Here is a 20,887-nt window from a genome sequence, read left to right on the forward strand (position 1 = left end):
CGCGAACGAGCGCCGATCCGGAACCTGGTGGGCGCGAGACGGTCCGGGTCGCCCGACCCCGGCGTCGGCTCTGGCCCTGGCTCCTGCTCCGGCTCTGGGGCAGCAGACCACCCAAGAGCCCCGCCCGGCGAGCCGGCCCCTCGACCGCCGCCAGCCCCGTGACCTGGCGCAGGTCGCCGAGCCGCTGCGGAGCGGGGGCCAGCGCCATCACGGTCGCCTGCGCTCCCTCGACGGGCTCGAGCACGTGCACGGGCAGCCCGGCCAGGTCGACCCACCCGGCCATGTCGACCGGCGCGAGCCGATCGAGATCCGGTTCGAGCGGCATGCCGTGCCGCCACACGGTGAGGCGTCCGGGGCGGCTCTCGGTCGCCACCTGTCCCGGGGCGTGCTCGGCGCGGATGCTCACCGGAGCGGGCAGCACGAGCAACCACGCGGCGTCCGGCAACTCGCACAACCGGCTGCCCGGCGACCACGCGGCCAGGACCCGGCGACGGGCCTCACGCTCACCGACCAGCGCGGGGTCGATGACGAATCCGACCGCCGCGACGCGACCTCGAACCGGCGGCCCGGGCCTCACGAGGGTTCCCATCGCAGCTGGACCCGCCCGGTCTCCAGATTGCCGACCTCTACCGCACCATCACCGCGCCGGACCGCAAGGAACGGGTACCGGGAGTGGACGGCCGGTGGCGAGGTTCCACCCGACCATCGGGTGAGGGTGGTGGTGCCCTGTGAGGTGGCCAGGCGCACGAGCAGCCCGCCGGGGCTGAGCAGCACCAGACGTGCGGCGCCGTCGGTGCGCACGATGCCCAGTACCTGGGTGCCGTGCGGAACCGGGACCGCCTCACCATCGCCGAACGCTCGGCCGGGCGGGGTGCCCGTGGCGGCGGCCAGGTCCGTGAGGCGCCACTCCTCGTGCCCGCTGCGCCAGGCAACGGCCTCTGCCCCCATCACCACGCCCGTCTCGATGCCCTGGTCCCACGCCGGGGCAGCGGGCGTGTTGATGCGCACGGAGTCGATCCACACCTGACCATGGAGCACCGATGCCTGATGGGGCTGATCGGTGACCGGCGAGGCGAGCACGGCGGCGATGTCGGGTCGGGGCCGCGGGGCGTCGTCCGGTGACACCTCCCACCAGGTGCCGGCCAAGGGCACCAGCAGGGAGCCCTGGCGGAAGAACACCGGCGCGAGCGCGTCGTCGACGGTTCGGGCCAGCTCGGCGTCGTCCAGGCCGAGCTCGTCGATCGGGACGGCGATGCGGTGCACCGCAGCCAAGTGCTTACCCACGACGTGCACCGTGAGCAGGCCATTGCGGACCGCCAGCACGACGAGTCGTCGGCCGATCACCGATGCGGCCACCACCTGACCGGCGACGCGATGCCGTCGCGATCGAGGCGCCGGTGCCTCGTCGAGGGGGATCTGTTGCTGCACGATCTCGTGGGCGTCCGGGCCACGGGCCAGCAGCACCGGGGCGAATCCGTGCAGGGTGGGGTGCCGCAGTTCGGGTGCCGGGATCACGACCCGCGCCGGAGTGGAGCGTCGCCACCCCTGCCCGCGCAGGACCTGAATCGCGGGCCGTGCGTCGGGCAGGGGCAGCTGCAGGCGTTCACCGGCCACCGAGACCACCAGGCGGGTCGGGCCGGACGACGTCCACTCGGCCTCGTGGACCGTCACGAATCGGGGCCGCGTGCCCGGCGGGGGATCGACCTCGCGCAGCGCGGACTCGGTGGTCACCACCCAGGCGTCCTGCGGCCGGTCCAGCTGGCCGAGCCAGTCCGTCACCTGCTGCGGTCGGCACACCGTCGAGGTGCGCGACCGCAGCCACCGGCCGAGCTGCGTCGCCAGGTCGCCGTCGAGCCAGGTACCCGGTTCGTCGGTGAGGATCCCCAGCCCGAACCCCCGCTCGGCGCTGCGTGCCCGGCGATGCAGGACGATCGCGAGCGCGAGCTGCACCAAGCGCGGTGCTCCCTGCAGCCGCGGCCCGCAGTCGAGCAGCAGTACGCTCTGCCCGCGCTCGCTGTCGTGCTGTCGCGCCGGGGCCAGGTAGAGCAGTTCGCCCTCAGCGGCCCGCCGGGCGAACTCCAGCGGAACCTCTTGCGCCAGAAGCCATTGGCTCATCAGGAGCCGGTCCGGGTGCCCGCGGTCGGTGATGCCGTCGAAACCGTCCGGAACCCCGGCGGTGGCGCGGGCGGACGCGTGGCGCCCCACCAACTCGTCGAGCCGGTGAATCAGGGGACCGAGAGCGATCGCCACGCCGTGCTCGAACGACGAGAGTTCGTGCGACCACCCCGCCAGCGCCGCCGGCAGCGTCAGGGACTCGCCGCCGCCGGTCACGGCTCGGCCTTGCGGTGCCACTGCAGGGTCAGCCGCGTTACGCCGGCCAGGTCGACCGGGCGCGCCGGCATGCGTGCCGCCAGGACACCCCAGGGGAGGACGGCGATGAGGTCACAGGAGTCGGGAAGGACCGCGCGGAGCGAGGGCACGAGCAGATCGATCGGGGGATGCGGAATGCGGTGGGTGGCCACCAGGACGCCGGCCTCCCAGCCCAGGTAGTGCGCGCCGTCGAACCACGGCAGCTGCGACTCGGGGCCGAGGACGACGCCCCCGGCCGCGCCGACCATGAGCCGCAGGTCGGCATCGGCGCTGCTGATTCTGTCGGTGAGGGCCGCGAGCAGCCTCGGGACGTCGTCCGAGCGGGCGGCGACCGCAGCGGCAGGGAGCGGCGTCGCGCGCCGTCCCCAGCTCAGCGCCGTGCGGTCCATCGCGGTGGGCCGTTCATGCGCGGACGAGCGTGGCCAACTGGGTGCGGACCTTCGCCAGCTCGTCGGGGAGATCCTCCGCGGCGAAGCACGCGTCGATCTCGCGCAGCGTCGCCTCCAGTCGAATCCGATCGTCCTGGGCCAGCGGCCGGCGGAGTTCGGTCAGCAGCCGCGAACCCGTGTCGGCGAGGCGTGTCGCTCGAGCTCGTTGGCCGCGGGACAGCTCTTCGGCAGCGTGGACCAAGGTGGCGCTCCGCGCGGACTCGGTGAGGTCGGCGAGGATTTCTCGGGCACGGGCCTGTGCCTCGGCGGTCGGAGCGATCAGGGGCAGGACCCACAGGTCATCCGTCCGTGCCCGATGCCGTCCGTCCAGGACCGCTGCGGCGGCCACCAGTCGTTGGGAGCGCACCGCGCGACGGTCGCTGAGCGGGATTCCGGCGCTGCGCAATCGTCGGACGGCGGCGGCGAGCGAGGTGTGGACGTCCGACAGTTCGCACTGGGTCGCGGCGCTCGCCAACCGGTCGACCGCGGCCAGCGCGTGGCGATCTGCCGGTGAGGCAGCGGCTCGATCGCCGGCCCAGCCGGCCTCGAACATCTCCTCCAGGCGGGCGTCGGCCACCGGCTCGACGAAGACCCGCCCCAGGAACCGGTCGGCGAACGCGGCCAGCGCCGGGTCTTCGGGCAGGGTGTTCGTGGCGGCGACACACACCCGGAGGGGGCAGGTGATGGTGGTGCGTCCGCGTCGGAACGTGCGTTCGTTGAGGATGCTCAGCAGCGTGTTGAGGATCGCGGTGGACCCGAGGAACACCTCGTCGAGGAAAGCGACCTCGGCCTCGGGCAGCATGCCCTCGGTCTGGACCTCGACCACGCCCTCGCGCAGCCGCTGCAGGTCGACGGGCCCGAACACCTCGTTCGGCTCGGTGAAACGGCCCAGCAGGTACTCGAAATAGCGCCCGCCCAGGCCGGCAGCCACCCGACGGACGGCCTGTGACTTGGCGGTGCCGGGCGGGCCGACGACCAGCAGGTGTTCGCCGGCCACCGCGCACAGCGCCACGGCCTCGACCAGCAGGTCGCGTTCGATCAGTCCGGTTCGGGCGTGCGCGAGAAGCTCGCGGACCTGGGCGGCGCTGGCGGTGAGCAGTCCCCCCGGGGCACAGAGGGTCGATCTTAGGCCTCGCCGGGGGGGGGGGGAGGGGGGTGGGGGGGCGGCGAAGCTGGTTCGGGCCGGCCCGGGTCCGGGGCAGGGCTCGCTCCCCGGCCGCGGGCGGTTTGGGGGGGCGGGGGGGGGGGGGGGGCCCGGCCCGACCACCCCCCCCCCCCGGTTATCGAATGCCGGTGTTGGGCACCGCGCGCCCCTGGCGCTTGCGGCCGGGCGGGTACAGGGGGGGGGGGGGGGGGGGGGGGGGGGGGGGGGGGGGGGGGGGGGGGGGGGGGGGGGGGGGGGGGGGGGGGGGGGGGGGGGGGGGGGGGGGGGGGGGGGGGGGGGGGGGGGGGGGGGGGGGGGGGGGGGGGGGGGGGGGGGGGGGGGGGGGGGCGCGACCGCCTCCTCGACCGTTTACGCACGGAGGCAGGCGTCGCGACGCGGCTGATCCTCGTGGCGGCTCCGGCCGGGTTCGGCAAGACCACCCTGCTGACGCAGTGGCTGCCGGCCGCCGAGCCCGCGCGCGGCACCGTGGCGTGGCTGGCGCTCGACCCGGACGACGCCGACCCGCGCCGCTTCCTGACCCATCTCGTGGCCGCGATCCAGACCGTCGAACCCGAGGTGGGCCGCGACGCGCTCGCCGTGCTCGAGGCCGGCGGCACCACGCCGACGGACGCCGTCCTGGTCAGTCTGATCAATGATCTCGACCTGCTCGCCGGCCCCACGGTGGTCGCGCTCGACGATTATCACGTCATCGACCGACCCGCCGTCCACGAGGCCGGTGAGCTTTCTGCTCGACAACCTGCCGCCGCAGATCACGCTGGCCATGGCGACCCGGGCCGACCCGCCGCTGCCGCTGGCGCGGCTGCGGGCGCGGGGCGAGCTGGTGGAGCTGCGGGCCGCGGATCTGCGCTTCACTGCCGGTGAGGCGCAGGTGTTCTTCGACGAGGTGATGGGCCCCGCGCTGGACCCCTCACTCGTGGCCGCTTCGGAGGCGCGCACCGAGGCTGGGCGGCAGGGTTGCAGCTGGCGGCCCTGTCGGCGCGCACCACACGTCGGGGACGCCGGGGGATGCGGGCGACATCGCCGCGTTCGTCGAAGCCTTCTCGGGCAGCCATCGCTTCGTGCTCGACTACCTGATCGAGGAGGTGGTGGATCGTCAGCCGGACGACGTGAGCGCGTTCCTGCTGCACACCTGCGTGCTCGACCAGCTGACCGGTGGCCTGTGCGACGCCCTGACCGGGCGCTCCGACGGCCGGCAGATGCTCGAGCGGCTTGAGCGCGAGAACGTGTTCGTCGTGCCGCTGGACGATGCCCGGCGCTGGTACCGCTACCACCACCTGTTCGCCGATGCCCTGCGCGCCGGCCTGACCGCCGAGCACGCCGACCGGATCGGCACCTTGCACGCGGCGGCGAGTCGATGGTTCGCCGAGAACGGCATGCTGATCGAAGCCGTACGGCAGTCGAGCGCGAGCGGCGACCACACGCACACCGCCGAACTGGTCGAGCTCACCCTGGCCGACCTGCGACGGCGCCGACAGGATCACCTGCTGCACGAGTGGTTGCGCGCACTGCCGCAGGCCGTCATCCGCCGTCGGCCGTTGCTCGCCACCCTCGCGGGGTGGAGCCGGCTCTCGGCGGGCGACATCGACGGGGTGGAGGGCTGGCTCGCTGCCGCCGAGGCCGCTCTCGACACCCCGCTGCCGCCGTCGACCGTCCCTGCGGCGGGCCTGCTGGCCGAGGCTGTTCGAGACCGAGACGACGAGACTCGTTGCCTGCCAGCCATGATCGCGGTGTACCAGGCCTCGGTCGCCCAGGCGCGGGGCGACGTCCAGGGCACCATCAGCTACGCCCGTCGGGCGCTCGCGCTGGCCGGGCCGCAGGACCACTTCCCGCGGGGGCCGCGGCAGGATTCCTCGGCCTGGCGGCGTGGGCCGCCGGCGACCTCGGCACCGCGGTCGACACGTTCACCGAGGCCGTCGCCAGTCTGCGCGGGGCCGGCATGGTCGCCGACGAGCTCGGCGCAACCGTCGTGCTGGCCAACATGTGGGTGGCGCGCGGCCGCCCGATCGAGGCGCGCCGATTGCTCGAGAAGGCGCTCGCCGTGGCCGAGAGCCGGCCCGGACCGGGCCTGGCCACGACCGGTGACCTGCACGTCGGCCTCGCCGAGGTGCTGCGCGAGCAGGGTGAACTCGACGCCGCCACCGAGCACCTGGACGCCGCCCGCGCGCTCGGTGACCTGGCCTCGCTGATGGAGAACCGGCACCGCTGGTACACCGCGATGGCCGGACTGCTGCAGGCCCGGGGCGACCTCGACGGGGCGATCGCGATGCTCGACCAGGCCGAGCCGCTGTTCCGTCCGGGCTACTTTCCCGACGTGTGCCCGATCCCCGCGATCAGGGCTCGGCTCTGGATCACGCAGGGCCGTCTCGCCGACGCGCGACAGTGGGCGCGCGAGCGCGGGGTGGCGCCGACGGATCCGCCGACCTATCTGGCCGAGTACGACCAGCTCACCCTGGCCCGGCTGCTCGTCGCCGAGGGCGATACCGGCGGGGCACTCGACCTGCTCGACCAGGTGCGGGACGCCGCGCAGGCGGCCGCGGTGGCCTGATCGAGGCGCGGCTGGTGCGGGCGCTCGCCCTGCGGGCGAGCGGTGAGGTGCAGGCGGCCACGGCCGAGCTGGCGGGCGCGCTGGAGGTCGGGGTGCCGGCCGGCTACTGCCGCCTCGTCCTCGACGAGGGCCGGCGATGGCCGAACTGCTCGGGAAGGTCGCGCGGACGGCGGCGCCCGGCGTCCGGCGGGCTGCCGAACGCCTGCTGGCCGTGGCGCGGCAGCCCGTGCAGCCCTGCCCCACCGGACCGGCGGGCGACCGGGGACTCAGCGAGCGCGAGCTCGACGTACTGCGACTGTTGGCGAGCGAGCTCAGCGGGCCGCAGATCGCGCGGCAGCTCTACGTCTCGGTGAACACGCTGCGCACCCACACCAAGCACATCTTCGACAAGCTCGACGTGAACACCCGCCGGGCCGCCGTGCGGCGGGCCGCGGAGCTGCGCCTGCTCTGAGTTCTCTGTCCTGAGCGATGAGGGCGGTCGAATCACCCCTCGATCACATCACCTGGTGATGTGGCCTCACCAGGTCGATTCCTACCGTCAGGGCATCGCCGGGCACCCCGCCCGGCCTCGTCCCCGGGAGTCTCGCCATGACCGTCACCCCCACCCTGCTGACCCGCGCCGCCGCCGTCGCCTCGGTCGCCGCCGGTGCGATCTTCATCGGCGTGCAGATCAAGCACCCCATCTCGACGTCACCTCCATCACCACGACGGAACTGCTCGTGCGCGGCTCGTTGAAGGTGGTGATGGCGGCGTTGGTGTTGGCAGGAATCACCGGCATGTACGTGAGCCAGGTTCGCCGCAACGGCCTGCTCGGGCTCATCGGCTACCTGGTGATGGCCGCCGGCTACCTGCTCATCCTGTGCACCACCTTCGCGGCCGCGTTCGTCTTACCGCACGTCGCCGGCAGCGATCCGTCGTTCACGCGGGACGTCATCGCCATCGCCACCAGCAAACCGGTCACCGGTGATCTCGGGGCGTTGGGTGTGCTGTGGCAGGCGCAGGGCGTCGGCTATCTGATCGGTGGCACGGTGTTCGGCATCGCCCTCTACCGGGCGCGGGTGCTGGCCCGATGGGCCGCCGCGTTGCTGGCGGTCGGTGGGCTGGTGAGTGCCGCGCTGTCGATGATGCCGGACGCCTTCTACCGGCTGCTCGCCCTCCCGAACGGGATCGCCATGATCGGCCTGGGGTACTCGTTGTGGCGGGTTGCCGGCCGGGACGCCGAGTCGACCAGTCGGGTGGCCGAGGCTCGCCGCGAGCAGGCAGTCGTCTGATGTCGACCCGACTCTCGACCTGGCGGGTGCCGATCGCCCTGGTGGCGCTCGGCACCGTGCCGGTGGTCGCCGGCTCGGTGCGCCTGGTCGACCTGGCCGGCGGGGCCACCGGGATGCCCGTCGATGCCCGGTACACCGCATCGCCCCTGCCGGTCGTGCTGCACATCTGCTGCGCCACGGTGTTCGCGATGCTGGGTGCGCTGCAGTTCGCGCCGAGCCTGCGGCGACGGCGACCCGGCTGGCACCGCCGAGCCGGGCGCCTCGTGGTCGTCGCCGGGGTCGGCGTGGCGCTGTCGGCGTTGTGGCTGAACCAGTTCTACCCCCGGATCGGTGCCGCCCGGGAGGTGCTCTACCCGCTGCGGGTGGTGTTCGGGGTGGCGATGCTGGCCACCCTCGGCCTCGGCGTCGTCGCGGCACGGCGTCGCCAGTTCCCGCAACACCGGGCGTGGATGATCCGGTCGTACGCCATCGGTCTGGTGGCCGGCACCCAGGTGTTCACACTGGGTTTCGGCGGCAGCATCGTCGGGCACGGCGAGGTGGCCACGGCGCTGCTGATGGGCGCCGCGTGGGCCATCAACCTCGCGGTGGGGGAGTGGGCGATCCGGCGTGGTGCGCGGCGTCGTCCGAGATCAGGTGCGGTGGCGCCCGTTGCCGTTGGCACCGTTGACCTCGCCGTTCACGCGCTGCCCGTTGATCAGGGCCGGTAGGTTGCCCCATTCGCTGGGCCAGTTGACGGGTTGCCCCCACCGGGCGCAACCCCACCGGGCTGATGGTGACGCTGTCGGCGTCGATGACCATGTCGGGGAGGGCGAGTGGCGGCTCCGCAGCGCGGGCGGCGCGGCAGGCTGAGCCGCGTGGGCGGTGCATCGTGGGTGGGGCCGTGGCACCCGGCGCGATGATCTCGCGGACGGCAGGCGGCAACGGATCACTCACGATGAGGTCCGCGTCCTGGAACATGCCGTAGGGCGCCAACTGTTCGGGGCCGGCGCGTCGAGCTCGATGAACGCGGGGCGGCGGCCTGGACCGGCGCCGGCTCCGGCATCGGTTCGGGCGCCGGTGCCGCTGTTGCTGTCGGTGTCAGGGCGGGTGGCCCGGCCAGGACGACGTCGCCAGTGGGCTCGGTGGCCTCGGTGGGCCATGGCAGGGCCGAGGGCGCGGACGGCGCGGCCGCTGCGCGGTTGGCCTTCTTGTTCGGATCGCTGTGGTAGCCCTCGTAACTGCCGTAGTAGCCCGAGCTGGACTTCTTGCGCGAGACCCGGTTGAGCACCACACCAGCACGGTGGCCCCGGTGATGCGCAGCGCCTCGCAGGCTGCGGCGAGTTGCTCGGTGTGGGTCTTGCCGGCACGGGTGACGACCAGGGCGCCGTCGGTGGCTCGAGGCGAGCAACGCGGCGTCCGTCACAGGTAACAGCGGGGGCGAGTCGAGTACCACGGTGACCCCGCGCTCGACCAGGTCACTGATCAGGGCGGCCATGCGGGCCGAGCCGATCAGCTCACTCGGGTTGGGCGGCAACGGACCTGCGGTGAGCACATGCAGCGGCAGGTCTTCACGCCAGACCTGCACCGCCTCGTCGATGTCGAGGTCGCCCAGCAGCACCGAGGTCAGACCCACTCCGGCGGACAACGCGAAGACGTCGGCCACGGTCGGACGCCGCAGGTCGGCATCGATCAGGATGACACTCGCCGGCCTGGGCCAGCGCGATGGCCAGGTTCGCCGAGGTGGTGCTCTTGCCCTCATGGGGCACGGCGCTGGTGACCACAATGCTGCCCACGCGGTGGTCGACCGACAGGAACCGGATGTTGGTGCGCAACTGGCGAAACGCCTCGGCCCGTGGGGAGAACGCGTCGTGGGTGATGAGTTGGTGCTTGGCTGCCTCGGCGTCAAGGTCGGCAACCAGCCCGACCACCGGTACTCCGGTGATGTCTTGCACCTCTTCCTTCGTGTTCACCGACTTGTCCAACGTCTCCCTGAGGATCGCGGTGACCAGACCGAGGAGCATCCCAAGCCGACCCCACGAAGATGTCCATGACCAGCCGAGGTCGGACAGGGTGCTTCGGGGTCGTGGCGGCACAGTGACGGAGACGCGAATGGGCGCGATCACCTGCCCCGGAGGTGTTTCCCACTCTTGGATGACGCTGGGGAAGGACTTCGTGACGGCGTTGGCGATGTCCCGTGCGCGGACAGGATTGGGGTCAGCCGCGGTGATCTCGAGCAGCACCGTGTCAATGGGGATGTTCACGGTGATCTTCTGAGCCAGTTCCTCGGGCGTCGTATTCAAGTGCAGGTCGTCGATAACCGACTATAGAACCCGGGGCGTTGTGACCAGTTCTGGGTAAGAACGAACACGTCCCTGGGCGAAGACGCTTCCTGAGCGACATCGTTGATGCTGGCGCCACTGCTGAGCGAAACGAACAGCAGTCCCTTGGCTTCGTATTCCGGTGTGGCGGTTGCCCAGTAGGCGCCCGCCAGCACTCAGGCCGGACACCACGCACGCCACCATCACGAGCCATCGTTGGCTTGACGATCCGAATCAGATCGGCGATTCCCACGTCTTCCCCTCACGCGCGTAGGCCTCAGTTAGCATTGCCCGCTTCCCGAAGCCAAGTGGCGGACGACGCCCGTTCGCACGGGACGCACCTGTCCACCAGAGCGAAACGTCGAGCAACCAGCCTCCGCAGCCTAACAACTTCCCGAACCACACCACTCACCAGAGGCAGAACGTAGGCAGAACGGTCCACGGAAAGATCAGCCGTTCAGCCAATTGATGCCACTCGCCTCTCATTTGATGCATGGTGAGCGCAAGACTCAGCACGCCTTGAAACCTGTCGCCTCGCCCGAATTTGTCGGATCATTCAGCGTCGCTGTCGTCTGTTTGCCTGATGAAAGATCAACCGAACGGTCGATAAAGAAACGCTTGGCTTGACTTGTGGCGGTATCACCGATGACGTGACGGATCATGTAGCAAAAGCCCTTGTTTAGGGCTTCACGAACTTGATGGCCAAGGAGCGGCCCGCTGAATGAAAGAGATGAGGTCGCCAGGTCATGAGCCAGCAGTCTCGGACCGCTTCGGACGAGGGCGCGCTGGACCTGAGTAGGGTCAAAGACGTTCCAACGCAAGTCAAGTCGCAGGATGATCGGCCTCTTCTGGTTCGTCCCTTCGCTGACTCGTGTCTGCACGACTTCGGATTCCAGTGGGGGGGTGCAGAACAGGTTCTCGCTGCGCTAGTAGACTCCTCTCGGAGCCCAACGGTGGAATTCGTAGCAGGGAAGCAGGAGTTGGTTTCATCTAAGTTCGCCACTCGCGAAACCAAGCTCCTATTCCCTGGATTGAAACCAACTTGCAGGCACGGATGGCTGTTCCCTTCTTTTCGAGGGTGATTCCTCGAAGAATCCCCATGGATGGGCGAGTAATCTGCTCGTCCTATGCAGTGGCTCGCTGGGTTCCCACTGTTGAGCCCCGCTTGATCTACTGCCACTCACCTATGCGGCAGATTTGGCATGGCTATGACACCTATTCTGGACGAAGGTCGCCTGAAGGCTGGGCGCTGCGGCGACTGGCCGGCCGACTCAGGTCGGTCGATCTGGCGGCTAGCCAGCCCAATGACCTGGTGCTCGTGCCCAGCGCCAGAGTGGCTGACCTCGTGCGCAAGACCTATGGGGTGGCCGTTCACGGCGTACTTCCCGCCGCCGGTGCCTCGGGAGTGCTTCGCGTCGAGCGCCCTCGCCCGATCGATGCCCGGCGACTATTTCATCTGGGTTGGCCGCGTGGTAGAGCCCATCAAGCGGCTGACGGCTTTGCTGCAGGTCTTCGCGCAACTACCCGGTTTACGACTCAAGATCGTCGGCGATGGGCGGAGTTCGACTCACTCGAGGCGACTTGCACCGGACAACGTCGAGTTCGTGGGTTGGCGGGACCCTGCAGCCGTCAGGCGACTGGTGGCTCACGCTCGCGCCCTCATTCTGCCGAGCATGGAGGACTTCGGCCTCAGCGCGGCAGAGGCGTTGGCGTTGGGCGTTCCGGTGATAGCCACTCCTCTCGCGGGCATCGCATCTCACCTTCACCACGAGATCAACGGCATCGTGGCAGGTGCCGAGGTTGATCAACTGACGGAAGCGATACGGCGGTTCCGTCGCGATGACCTGGCTCCGGCGGAGATTTCGCGCATGGCGCAGTGTTTCAGCGCGGAGTCCTTCGCTCAGGGTGTGGAAGAAGCCGCGGGGAAGCTGTCGTGGCTGAGCTGACGGTGGTGGTCCCCGTGGGCCGCCTCCCAGACCCTTCTTACAGCAGGCGCTGATGTCCACTGCGTCGGACTTCCCCGACCCAAGAGGCGACGTGATCGTGGTCTTCGACGGGTCAGAACCTGAGAGCGAGGAAGAACAGCTGTTGAACGACCTGCAGGCGACCGTCATGGTGCTGCCTAAGCAGGGCTGTCTTGCCGAGGTCCTCAACAGGGGTCTCGCCCGCGCCACGACACCATTGATCACGCGAGTGGATGCTGACGACCTGTGGGTTCAGGGCCGATTGACGCAGCAACTGGACCTCATGAGGCAGAACCCCAGCTGTGTCGTGGCCGGTAGCGACGCCACAACCATCGACAGCGATGGAGCTGTGATCGGGGTTCTGCGGGCTGGCCACGGCCTCAACCTTCGGAGGGCGATGGTCGTCAGGAACCAAATGCTGCATCCAACAGTGATCTTTCAGGCGGATCATGTTGCTGGGGCGGGTGGATACCCATCGGTCGATCGGGTCGAGGACTACGCCCTCTGGCTCGACCTGGCTCGCCGCGGGGACATCATCAACACTGATGCGCGATGGGTGCGATACCGAATTCCGATGGCCAGCAAACACGGAGATTCGTCGGTCGAGACGGAGCGCGGGAGATAACACATCGTCGACGCGAGTTGGGTAGGGCAATCGGTATGGGCTCGGCTCAGGTCAGGGCATGTGACACCGCGTGGAGGCTGGCACAGAATGGCAGCCTGCGCCGTGTGCGAAAGATGTGGTGGCGTGAGGAGAGATTGAGAACAATTGAACCGTCAGGATCTTTGGATGGATGACGTCGTCCATCCCCACGTCACGCTCGTGACGGTCACCCACGGCGATCGCGTGCACCTCTGCAGCGAGACCGTGGATCGGGCAGTAGCGGCGGGAGTGGAACACGTGGTCGTCGTAGGCAACGGACTCGGGCCGAGCCAGAAGGATGCGCTCGAAGGCTTTCTGCGCGACCACCGAGCAGCCACCGAGTACATCGATCTGCCGTTCAACTACGGGTCGGCAGGCGGGTACCACGTTGGAATCGGTCGGGCGGCGGAGAAGGCCCGGCTGATATTGCTGTTGGATGACGACAATCACGTGGAGCCGAGCTTCCTGGACACCATGCTCGCGACCAAGGAGGACCTCGATAGCCGACTCGGGGGCGACTTCTCGGTCTGCGGAATGCGGACCAAAGATCCACAACATCGGTCGAGCGTTGCACGCGGTCGATCGTTCCGCCAGCTGGGTCGTTCATGTACTTCGACCTGCTCCAGCGGGTTGGCCGTGGCAGACCAGGTCCGGAACCGGGGCCCGATCGACTGCTCTCGATCCCGTACGCCCCGTACGGAGGTCTGCTGCTGTCAGCAGCCCTGGTTCGGCGAGTCGGGCTACCCAGGCCCGAGTTCATCCTCTACGAGGACGACACAGAGTTCACGTCACGGGTGGCCGAGCAGTCGGGCATCTTCCTGTGCCCGGATGCAGTCGTGAGCGATGCCGACGGGAAGTGGACAGAGGTGGGTGAAGGGCGGCTGCAATCTCTTGGCCCCGGGCGGATGGTGCTCTCGGACTCCGACGCTCGCTTGTACTACTCGACCAGGAACCGCGTGTGCTTCGACCTTGCGCGAGCAAGGGGCATGAACCGAGCGAGGTTCCTGATGAATATCACGATCTTCACGATGATCCTCGTCATCGCCGGTTCCCTTCTGAGGCGCTGGGGAATCTCCGGTTGCTCGGGGCGCGTTCGTCGATGGTCTCAGGGTCGTCTGGGTATTCACCAACTGGATGGCGCGCTGCAGTTGGAAGAGCTGCGACCGAACATGATCTTGGATCCTGCAGTGCTGGACCCAGAGGTAGGCGTTCTGGACGCGGCTCGTGTGGGCGGTCAGGGTCAGTGAGCGCCATGTCGCCGGTCTTGCGCCGTTGGACGGGTGCCCTCGTCGGACACGGAGTTGCCCCTGGGAGCACCTCGCTGCTCGTCTCCTACGTCGTGAGCCTGACATCTCAGGCGCTCTACTTCACTCTGATCGCCCGCGCCCTGGGTCCGGCCCAGTTCGGCACTTTCGCTGCCCTGCTCGCCTTGTCCGTCTTCGCCGGGAACTTCGCCGGCGTCGGAGCCGGCAACGTCCTCGTCCTGTCGGTCAGCCGCGGGGCGGATGCCTATCCGAGGTGTCTTGGCGCCGCACTGACGCTGATACCCGTGACCGGGTTGCCCTTGATGCTCGGCACGTTAGTGGCGGTCAATCTGTGGGACCCGAGTATGGCCAGCTCGGCGCTGCTTCCGCTGCTGCTGTCTGAACTCGTGTTCTCGAGACTCCTCGACCTCGCCATGCAGATCTACCAGGCACACGAGATCCTGCGTACGACGTCACTCCTCATCTCCTGCAGTGCAGGAATCAGGCTGGTGGCCTGTTTCGCCTTCGTTCTCGCGGATCTGCATGACATCACCACCTGGGCGTGGTTCTACACGGCTTCGTCGGCCATCTGTGGCCTCGTGGCCCTCGTTGTGGCGATGAAGCGGTTCGGCGGTCTCGAGCTCGATCGAACTGCGTTGTGGCGAACCGGCCGGGTTGGGGGTGTTCTTCTCTTTGGGCATGGCATCGAGGACGGTTCTTGTGGATGCCGACAAGTACATCCTCGCGTCGATGGGCATGCTGGCGGATGCCGGTGTTTACGCGGTTGGTGCCCGGATCATCACCTTGGCGTTCATGCCGATCCAAGCGATGGTCTACTCGTCCAACACGCGGTTCTTCAGAGCAGGCGCGGAGGGTGCTCGCGCGGTCTTCAGAGAGATCGAGAAGGTGCTGAGGTGGGTCATTCTTTACGGCCTGGCGGCCGGCGTCATCATGTGGATGGCAGCGCCGGTGGTTCCCCTGGTCCTCGGCCGCGGCTACGCCGAGGCGTCCGATGTTCTGCGCATCATGTCGCCGGCGATCCTGCTGCAGGGCCTCCGACATCTCTTCGGAGATGCCCTCATGGGTATGGGACGTCAGCGCTCGCGCAGCCTTGCGCAGGCTCTGGGCGGAGTGGTGTTGATCGCTCTCGGGGTATGGCTCGTGCCCGACCATGGCTGGCGGGGAGCGGCAGCGGCATCGTTGAGTGCGTCGCTGTTCGTGGTCATCATCACCACTGGCCTGTTCGGCAGGCCTTCGACGTGATCGGCGCGAGGTCCGAGAAGCCCTCAGCCTTGGTCCCGAGGCAGAGCCTGTGGCGAAGTCGGTCCTGACTTTCAGAGCGAGTACTTTCGACGACTCTGCGATCCGCTGAGGAGCCTCGCATCTCGAATAGTCAAGCCTCGCCAGCTGAAGGCCAGGCTTCACGGGGCTGGATGTCCTAGAGATATCAGCCGAACGGTGGAGCTGACGTGAAGGTGGCGGTCTGAGGCATTTTCGACGATACGGTAGTTATCTTCGCCTACTCCAGTCCGGAAGGTCCGTGTTTCCATACATCGCCTTGGCTGCTTCCGTGTCGGGCTTCTCGTTGCTCGATCGGTACTATTGCCGAAATGTTGGTCGCATAAGCGATCAAGCGCGAACCTGGGGTGTGTGGGATGCACTGACGGTTGTAGTCCTCATTTCCTTCTCCGCCCTGCGTTACAGGGTGGGGACTGATTTCGATCTCTATCTAGTTCTCTACAAGCGTCTCTATGTTGGAAACTGGATAGAGCAGCTGGCCACTTCCCCGCAGGAGTTCGGCTTTACGCTGATGTCACTGGTTCTAAGGGAGAATTTCAAATCACCCTACGCGTTGCTGTGGGCAACTTCGGTGCTCACGGTTGTCCCCGCCTACGCGGCGATGAAGAAGCGCAGTGCGGACATGCCTATGTCCATAGTCACAGTACGTGCTGCTCGCCTTCTTTGTCGGGCCGTTCAACATCATTCGACAAGGCATAGCTGTTTCGCTATCGTTTTGGGCGGATACGTTTCGTGAGAAGAATCGCCCGATCTGGATAACCCTCAACATCGTCGCCTCTTCGTTCCATGCATCGGTAATTCTAGTCGTGGCCCTTCAGTGGGTGGTACGAAGGTTCAAGATCGGTCATTGGCATTTGCTCGGGGTGATTGTGTGTGCCTGGATGGGTGCCGCTTTCATCCTGGACTTGCCCATTGTCTTGAAGTGGCTCTCGGCTCTCAATCCCCGGTATACCACGTACGCCATCTCGGAGGAAAGGTCGGAATTGGCACGTATCTCATACTTGCTTCAAGGGATTGCCCTGGTCGGATACGCGGTGTTTCTGGCCAAGGGTCCAAAAATCAATGGCTCGCGTACTGTGCCGTCGGCATAGGGTTCCTTGCAATCGGGACGCAATCCGTGGTTGTCTCCCGTCTAGAGATATACTTCGGAATCTACTTGACTATTCTTCTGCCGAACCTGATGAAAGAGCGAGGGCGCAGCGATCTTGAAAGATTGACAATAGTCGCCGCCTCGGCGGTCTATTTCGTCTTTTATCTCAGTCGTTATGGTGGATTACTGCCCTATCAGACTTACCTGTAGCTGTCGCGCCCGTTCCTGGTGCATGGTGGTGAATTCATCTCTCCAGGTAAGGTTCGCCGTCCGCGGCTCTGCGGCGGCAGGCCCTCGTGGGCACTTTGCTCGCGGAGCTTCAGAGAAGCGAATCCTGACGAGCGGCGGCGTAGATCGCGCGAGTGCTCCCAGGGTCGTTGGCTAACGGCACTCAAGCTATCCGGCACCAGCGTGTCACGCGGCAGATCTGCAGGACGGCTGCACGGGGGCACCGCCCTCGGCCAAGCTGCGGCCGTCGGCCCGATACTGCCACAGGCTTCACATGTGGCGGAGCACCCTCAAGGCTTCGGGTGCCGCATAGCTGATTCTCCTCTGTCAACCCGCCTGAGCTCGTACGCCCCGAATCGAAACGGCGGAGCGTGCGCCGACCTAGTCGACGCTAGGTGCTGACGGCACAGACCGCTGGCGGGACGGGTACCGGCGGTGTTGCGGTGGGGGGGGGGTGGGGACCACCGACTGGGGCTGACCGCTGTGGCCGGGTGCTGACGGGTGAGCTCACACACGGTTTTGGGCGCTTTCTCGCAGGGAGCCTGGCGCCCCCGGTAGCGGGCTGTTGTTCTTCGGCGTTGGTTTACGGTCCCCCGTTTGGGGGTGGGCCGGGTGGGTTTTCCTGCTCGATGGGGTTTGGGTTGGGCTGTGGGCAAGCTTCTCATCTGCGGATCGCCGCCCGTTCGGCCTCGCCAGTGCTGGTCTTTATCGATCGTTGTCCCAAGGTCAGTCACGTCCTGGATCATCTCGATCCATCATCGGACCTTCCCGGCAGACACACTGGTCCACCCATCAGGCCGGTTACACCGAAGCTCGAACAGACCCACAGACCGCTGGCGCTGACGGTCAGCTCACACCGGTTGGACGCTGTCGCGCAGGGTGAGGATCTGGGGGTCGCCGGGTTGGAGGTGTTGGAGTTCGGCGTCGACCATGAGTTGGGCGAGTTGGGGGGTGTGGGTGGTGGCGGTCCAGTGCAGGTGGGTGTGGGCGAGGGTTGGGTCGCCGATGAGGGAGTCGACTTCGGTGGGGCGTAGGTAGCGGTCGTCGAATTTGACGTGGCGTTGCCAGTCGAGGCCGACGTGGTCGAAGGAGTACTGCAGGGAAGTCGCGGACGGTGTGGGAGGTGCCGGTGGCGACGACGTAGTCGCGGGGGGTGTCGGTTTGGAGCATGCGCCACATGGCGTCGACGTATTCGGGGGCGTAGCCCCAGTCGCGGGCGGCGTCGAGGTTGCCCATGTAGAGGTGGTCTTGCAGGCCGCGGGCGATGCGGGCGGCGGCGAGGGAGATCTTGCGGGTGACGAAGGTTTCGCCGCGGCGGGGGGATTCGTGGTTGAACAGGATGCCGTTGACGGCGAACAGGTTGTAGGCCTCGCGGTAGTTGCGGGTCATCCAGTAGGCGTAGACCTTGGCGGCGCCGTAGGGGGAGCGGGGCCAGAACGGGGTGTCCTCGTTCTGGGGTGGTGGGGTGGCGCCGAACATCTCCGAGGAGGAGGCCTGGTAGTAGCGGCAGGTCAGGCCGACCATGCGGATCGCTTCGAGCAGGCGGGTGGTGCCCATGCCGGTGGTCAGGCCGGTGAACTCGGGTTCGTCGAAGGAGACCCGGACGTGGGATTGGGCGGCGAGGTTGTAGACCTCGTCGGGTCCGATCTTCTCCAGCAGGGTGACCAGCCGGGAGGCGTCGGTCAGGTCGGCGTAGTGCAGGAACAGGCGGGTGCCGGCGTCGTGGGGGTCGGTGTAAGAGGTGATCGATGCGGCCGGTGTTGAACGAGGACGCCCGACGGATCAGGCCGTGGACCTCGTAGCCCTTCTCCAGCAACAACTCCGCCAGGTACGACCCGTCCTGACCCGTGATCCCCGTGATCAATGCGCGCTTCACCGTGCTGACATCCCCCACCGTGTGATTGGCCGTGATCGCTACTTCTGGTTGATCTAAACACAACCCAAGTGACGAATCGGGAGGATTGGGGCGGGTGGTCCGAACGGACGAGGTCAAGTTCGGGCGTTCTGGCGGTTTGCCGTCAGGTGGGTCCAGCCATCGTGCTCGCCCGGTGCGCCTGCCTCCCTTCAGGGTCGTGACGCGGAAGGGCGGGTGGGATGGTTGCGGATGACCACGGGGGAGTCCCATCGCCACCAGGGGCCGGCGTGACCAACGCTTCTCGCGGCGAGTCGCCCTTCGCTGATCTGTCCGGTGCTGCCCGGGGGGCGGCGATGAATGGGGATAATCGTCGATACCCGTTCGCAGCCGTGAGGTAGGGCTCCGTCGGGCGATGGGTCCTGGACAACGGTCGCGCCCTTGTCCGCGGCGAGCCGGAGGAGGTTCGCGAGGCCCTCTCCTTGTCGTGGCCCGCACCACTAAGCAGCCCATGGTGTCGGCGACTGTTGCCCTCGGCGAAGAAGTTGCCGACGTTGGCCTGACCGCCACCTTGGTCATCCTGTCGGCGCCGAACTGAACGACGTCGATGTAGTCGCCCTCGGGCACGAGGTGACCATCGCGATCGGTCATGAGCTCACACACCAAGAAGTAGGTCTGGTTGTCCACGCCGGGCAGACCGTCCACGTCGAACTCCAGCGTCGAGCCGCTGCCGATCAGCACGGGACTGTCGAGGCGCTCGGTCAACTGCACTGCCGGCGGCCGGGGGGCCTGCTGCGGTGCCATGGAGTGGGCTCTGGTGGTGATGTGGGTTGGGGGAAAGCCTGGGTCGCCGACGGCTGTGGCGTGCTCTTCGGGGACGGGGAACTGTCGGGGTGCGGCTCGGGGCTGTGGGGCACCTGTGACGGTGTAGGCCGATGGCCGGGTCGAGGTGTGCTGGAGGCGCTCAGCCCGATTGTCGGCCGAGGCTTGGGACTGCGGCTGGGAGCGATGCTGGGTGGTTCGACGCCGGGTGACGGCTCCTGCCATCCGGGGAGGGCGGTGAGGTTGGGCTCGGGTGGGGTTCCCGGCGAGCCGCCACAGGCGGTCAGGCACAGAACGGCGACAGCGAGGGGCAGGAGCAACCGCTCCCGCCGAGGCGATGAGGGAATGTCGTCCACAGTGTTCGTCTCCCTGATGTCGTCTCGCAATGGTCAACGGCACGGGTGAATCTGAATGAACGGCCCTGGCGTATGAATCGCTGAATCCCGCGAACCCTACCTGTCGGATCGCATACGGGAAAGTGACTAGGGTGCGTGTTGCATGCTGGGCCGGATGAGAGTGGTGGGCATGGAGAACATTCTTCGCAAGCTACTCGGATATGTCTGGAGACATCTCGCGAACAAAGAAGTCATCGGCCTCTTGGTCGTGTTTGTTCCGGCGATATCGTATTCGCTTCTCTATGTCGCATATTTTCAGTTCTACTCGTTCTTCGGGCTTCGGCCCGCCGACGTCGGGCTCGATCGCACGCGTCTGCTCCAAGAGTCTCTCTTGGGGCCGTTCGTGTTCCCGCTCGGGGTGCTGGTGGTGCACTGGCAACCCGCTCTCCTGCTGTTGGTGGCGTTGGCCGTGATGTCGGCGATCGGAGGTGTCGGCAACGGGTTGGGCAGCGCAGCCCTTCGTGAGGCGCCGGCGGGCGCTGCTCTCGGGCTGATCGTGATCTGGGCTGCCAGTGCTGTGTACGGATATGGATACCTTGTCGTGGAATCGAATCGGCTCGGTCGTGAGGTGTTCGAGCAGGGTCGGGTGTTGCCCTCCCTGGTCTTGAGTGATCCGTCCAGTGGCCTGTACATGCCCCCTCATCGACGTTCAGGCGCTGTCTGCGCGAGTGACTGCGCCCGATGGGCAAGATCTGCACCTGGTGACCTCGCCCTCATCCGCCTCCACACCAACGTCACCGTCAACAGCCACCTCGGCCACTGCCTCACCCACCCCTGCGCCATCTGTGGCGTCGACGACCGCGGCGTCGGCGCCCGCCGATACGACGGTGGCGAAGGAGCGATTCTCTGCGGACTGTTTGATCGATCTCGGGCGCACCGAGACGACGTACGTGCTCTTTTGATGTGCGCTACGAGAAGGTCGTGAGGATTTTCGCCGAGGATGCCGTCGTGACGGTGAATCCTCGCGCCAAGAACTTTGCGGGTGGGCGACTTCCGCACCGATGTATCGACAACTCGGGGAATATCACGCCAAATTGACGGCACGAAACTCGTGCTTCCCTGCGGAGTCACCGGCTGCGGCGTCCACCGACCCACCACCGACCAGCGGGCGATCCCAAGAACCAGGGAGGTCGGCCCCTGGCCCGTCCTGCGGGTTTGCCCAGGGACTGATGAGTCCTGGCACCGCGGCCGCGGCCATCGAGCATCATGCAGGCGTGAGGAGAGGTCAGCTGCGTCGGCGTCCGCGGTGTCTGCCGGGCGCCGCCTGGATGGCG

Annotated in this window: 20 protein-coding genes and 2 pseudogenes; 13 read left to right on the forward strand and 9 right to left on the reverse strand. The window is 67.6% G+C overall.

What is annotated here, in order from left to right; genetic code table 11:
* The 4 genes from IPK24_11075 to IPK24_11090 form a co-directional block, all read right to left on the reverse strand.
* On the reverse strand, positions 1-589 hold a 589-nt coding region (locus IPK24_11075; GenBank protein MBK8076085.1), incomplete at its 3' end, for a hypothetical protein.
* On the reverse strand, positions 574-2,331 hold the full coding sequence (locus IPK24_11080) for a hypothetical protein (protein MBK8076086.1): 1,758 nt from the start codon (positions 2,329-2,331) through the stop codon (positions 574-576). The genes IPK24_11080 and IPK24_11075, both read right to left, overlap by 16 nt.
* On the reverse strand, positions 2,328-2,759 hold the full coding sequence (locus tag IPK24_11085) for a hypothetical protein (protein ID MBK8076087.1): 432 nt from the start codon (positions 2,757-2,759) through the stop codon (positions 2,328-2,330). The genes IPK24_11080 and IPK24_11085 overlap by 4 nt, the downstream gene beginning before the upstream one ends.
* Before the next feature lie 13 nt (positions 2,760-2,772).
* The gene (locus IPK24_11090) at positions 2,773-3,837 is read right to left on the reverse strand and encodes an AAA family ATPase (GenBank protein MBK8076088.1); all 1,065 of its coding nucleotides are present in this window, start codon (positions 3,835-3,837) and stop codon (positions 2,773-2,775) included.
* A 243-nt stretch (positions 3,838-4,080) separates the two neighbouring features.
* Here IPK24_11090 and IPK24_11095 point away from each other — a divergent pair, with 243 nt between their 5' ends.
* The 6 genes from IPK24_11095 (at position 4,081) to IPK24_11120 (ending at position 8,486) form a co-directional block, all read left to right on the forward strand.
* Positions 4,081-4,824 carry an AAA family ATPase gene (locus IPK24_11095; GenBank protein MBK8076089.1) on the forward strand — a complete coding sequence of 248 codons (744 nt, stop codon included), beginning with the start codon at positions 4,081-4,083 and terminating at the stop codon, positions 4,822-4,824.
* Between the two features lie 844 nt (positions 4,825-5,668).
* Positions 5,669-6,508: a tetratricopeptide repeat protein gene (locus IPK24_11100; protein MBK8076090.1), complete on the forward strand. Its 840-nt coding sequence runs from the start codon at positions 5,669-5,671 to the stop codon at positions 6,506-6,508.
* A gap of 136 nt (positions 6,509-6,644) precedes the next feature.
* Positions 6,645-6,959 carry a response regulator transcription factor gene (locus IPK24_11105; protein MBK8076091.1) on the forward strand — a complete coding sequence of 105 codons (315 nt, stop codon included), beginning with the start codon at positions 6,645-6,647 and terminating at the stop codon, positions 6,957-6,959.
* A gap of 137 nt (positions 6,960-7,096) precedes the next feature.
* The gene (locus tag IPK24_11110; protein ID MBK8076092.1) at positions 7,097-7,243 is read left to right on the forward strand and encodes a hypothetical protein; all 147 of its coding nucleotides are present in this window, start codon (positions 7,097-7,099) and stop codon (positions 7,241-7,243) included.
* Complete coding sequence (locus IPK24_11115; GenBank protein ID MBK8076093.1) at positions 7,228-7,779, forward strand: hypothetical protein; 552 nt, start codon at positions 7,228-7,230, stop codon at positions 7,777-7,779. The genes IPK24_11110 and IPK24_11115 overlap by 16 nt, the downstream gene beginning before the upstream one ends.
* On the forward strand, positions 7,779-8,486 hold the full coding sequence (locus IPK24_11120; GenBank protein MBK8076094.1) for a DUF2306 domain-containing protein: 708 nt from the start codon (positions 7,779-7,781) through the stop codon (positions 8,484-8,486). The genes IPK24_11115 and IPK24_11120 overlap by 1 nt, the downstream gene beginning before the upstream one ends.
* Before the next feature lie 218 nt (positions 8,487-8,704).
* Here IPK24_11120 and IPK24_11125 read toward each other — a convergent pair whose 3' ends face one another.
* From IPK24_11125 to IPK24_11135, 3 genes are all read right to left on the reverse strand, one after another.
* Positions 8,705-9,421: a hypothetical protein gene (locus IPK24_11125; protein ID MBK8076095.1), complete on the reverse strand. Its 717-nt coding sequence runs from the start codon at positions 9,419-9,421 to the stop codon at positions 8,705-8,707.
* A complete protein-coding gene (locus IPK24_11130; protein MBK8076096.1) occupies positions 9,327-9,998 on the reverse strand; it encodes a hypothetical protein in 672 nt (223 codons plus the stop codon). The genes IPK24_11125 and IPK24_11130 overlap by 95 nt, the downstream gene beginning before the upstream one ends.
* Positions 9,999-10,585: 587 nt before the next feature.
* Complete coding sequence (locus IPK24_11135) at positions 10,586-10,957, reverse strand: hypothetical protein (GenBank protein ID MBK8076097.1); 372 nt, start codon at positions 10,955-10,957, stop codon at positions 10,586-10,588.
* 555 nt (positions 10,958-11,512) lie between these two features.
* Here IPK24_11135 and IPK24_11140 point away from each other — a divergent pair.
* Both IPK24_11140 and IPK24_11145 read left to right on the forward strand, forming a co-directional pair.
* Positions 11,513-12,022: a glycosyltransferase gene (locus IPK24_11140; GenBank protein ID MBK8076098.1), complete on the forward strand. Its 510-nt coding sequence runs from the start codon at positions 11,513-11,515 to the stop codon at positions 12,020-12,022.
* Positions 12,023-12,074: 52 nt separating this feature from the next.
* Positions 12,075-12,665, forward strand: coding sequence for a glycosyltransferase (locus tag IPK24_11145; GenBank protein MBK8076099.1), 591 nt, complete (start codon positions 12,075-12,077; stop codon positions 12,663-12,665).
* Positions 12,666-12,716: 51 nt separating this feature from the next.
* On the opposite strand, the gene IPK24_11150 is transcribed toward IPK24_11145, so the two are convergent.
* Entirely contained in the window at positions 12,717-13,133 is a 417-nt protein-coding gene (locus IPK24_11150) for a hypothetical protein (GenBank protein ID MBK8076100.1), read from the reverse strand.
* 649 nt (positions 13,134-13,782) lie between these two features.
* Here IPK24_11150 and IPK24_11155 point away from each other — a divergent pair.
* From IPK24_11155 to IPK24_11170, 4 genes and pseudogenes are all read left to right on the forward strand, one after another.
* Positions 13,783-14,559, forward strand: a pseudogene (locus IPK24_11155) (oligosaccharide flippase family protein).
* An 88-nt stretch (positions 14,560-14,647) separates the two neighbouring features.
* A complete protein-coding gene (locus IPK24_11160) occupies positions 14,648-15,190 on the forward strand; it encodes a polysaccharide biosynthesis C-terminal domain-containing protein (protein ID MBK8076101.1) in 543 nt (180 codons plus the stop codon).
* 385 nt (positions 15,191-15,575) lie between these two features.
* Entirely contained in the window at positions 15,576-15,962 is a 387-nt protein-coding gene (locus IPK24_11165) for an EpsG family protein (protein ID MBK8076102.1), read from the forward strand.
* Positions 15,874-16,317 carry an EpsG family protein gene (locus tag IPK24_11170; GenBank protein ID MBK8076103.1) on the forward strand — a complete coding sequence of 148 codons (444 nt, stop codon included), beginning with the start codon at positions 15,874-15,876 and terminating at the stop codon, positions 16,315-16,317. Before IPK24_11165 ends, IPK24_11170 begins: the two co-directional genes overlap by 89 nt.
* Positions 16,318-17,395: 1,078 nt before the next feature.
* On the opposite strand, the pseudogene gmd reads toward IPK24_11170, so the two are convergent.
* A pseudogene (gene gmd / locus IPK24_11175) lies at positions 17,396-18,420 on the reverse strand (GDP-mannose 4,6-dehydratase).
* A 1,323-nt stretch (positions 18,421-19,743) separates the two neighbouring features.
* Here gmd and IPK24_11180 point away from each other — a divergent pair.
* On the forward strand, positions 19,744-20,538 hold the full coding sequence (locus IPK24_11180; GenBank protein MBK8076104.1) for a hypothetical protein: 795 nt from the start codon (positions 19,744-19,746) through the stop codon (positions 20,536-20,538).
* Positions 20,539-20,887 lie beyond the last annotated feature (349 nt).

It is taken from the genome of Kineosporiaceae bacterium, from assembly GCA_016713225.1.
Lineage (GTDB): Bacteria > Actinomycetota > Actinomycetes > Actinomycetales > Kineosporiaceae > JADJPO01.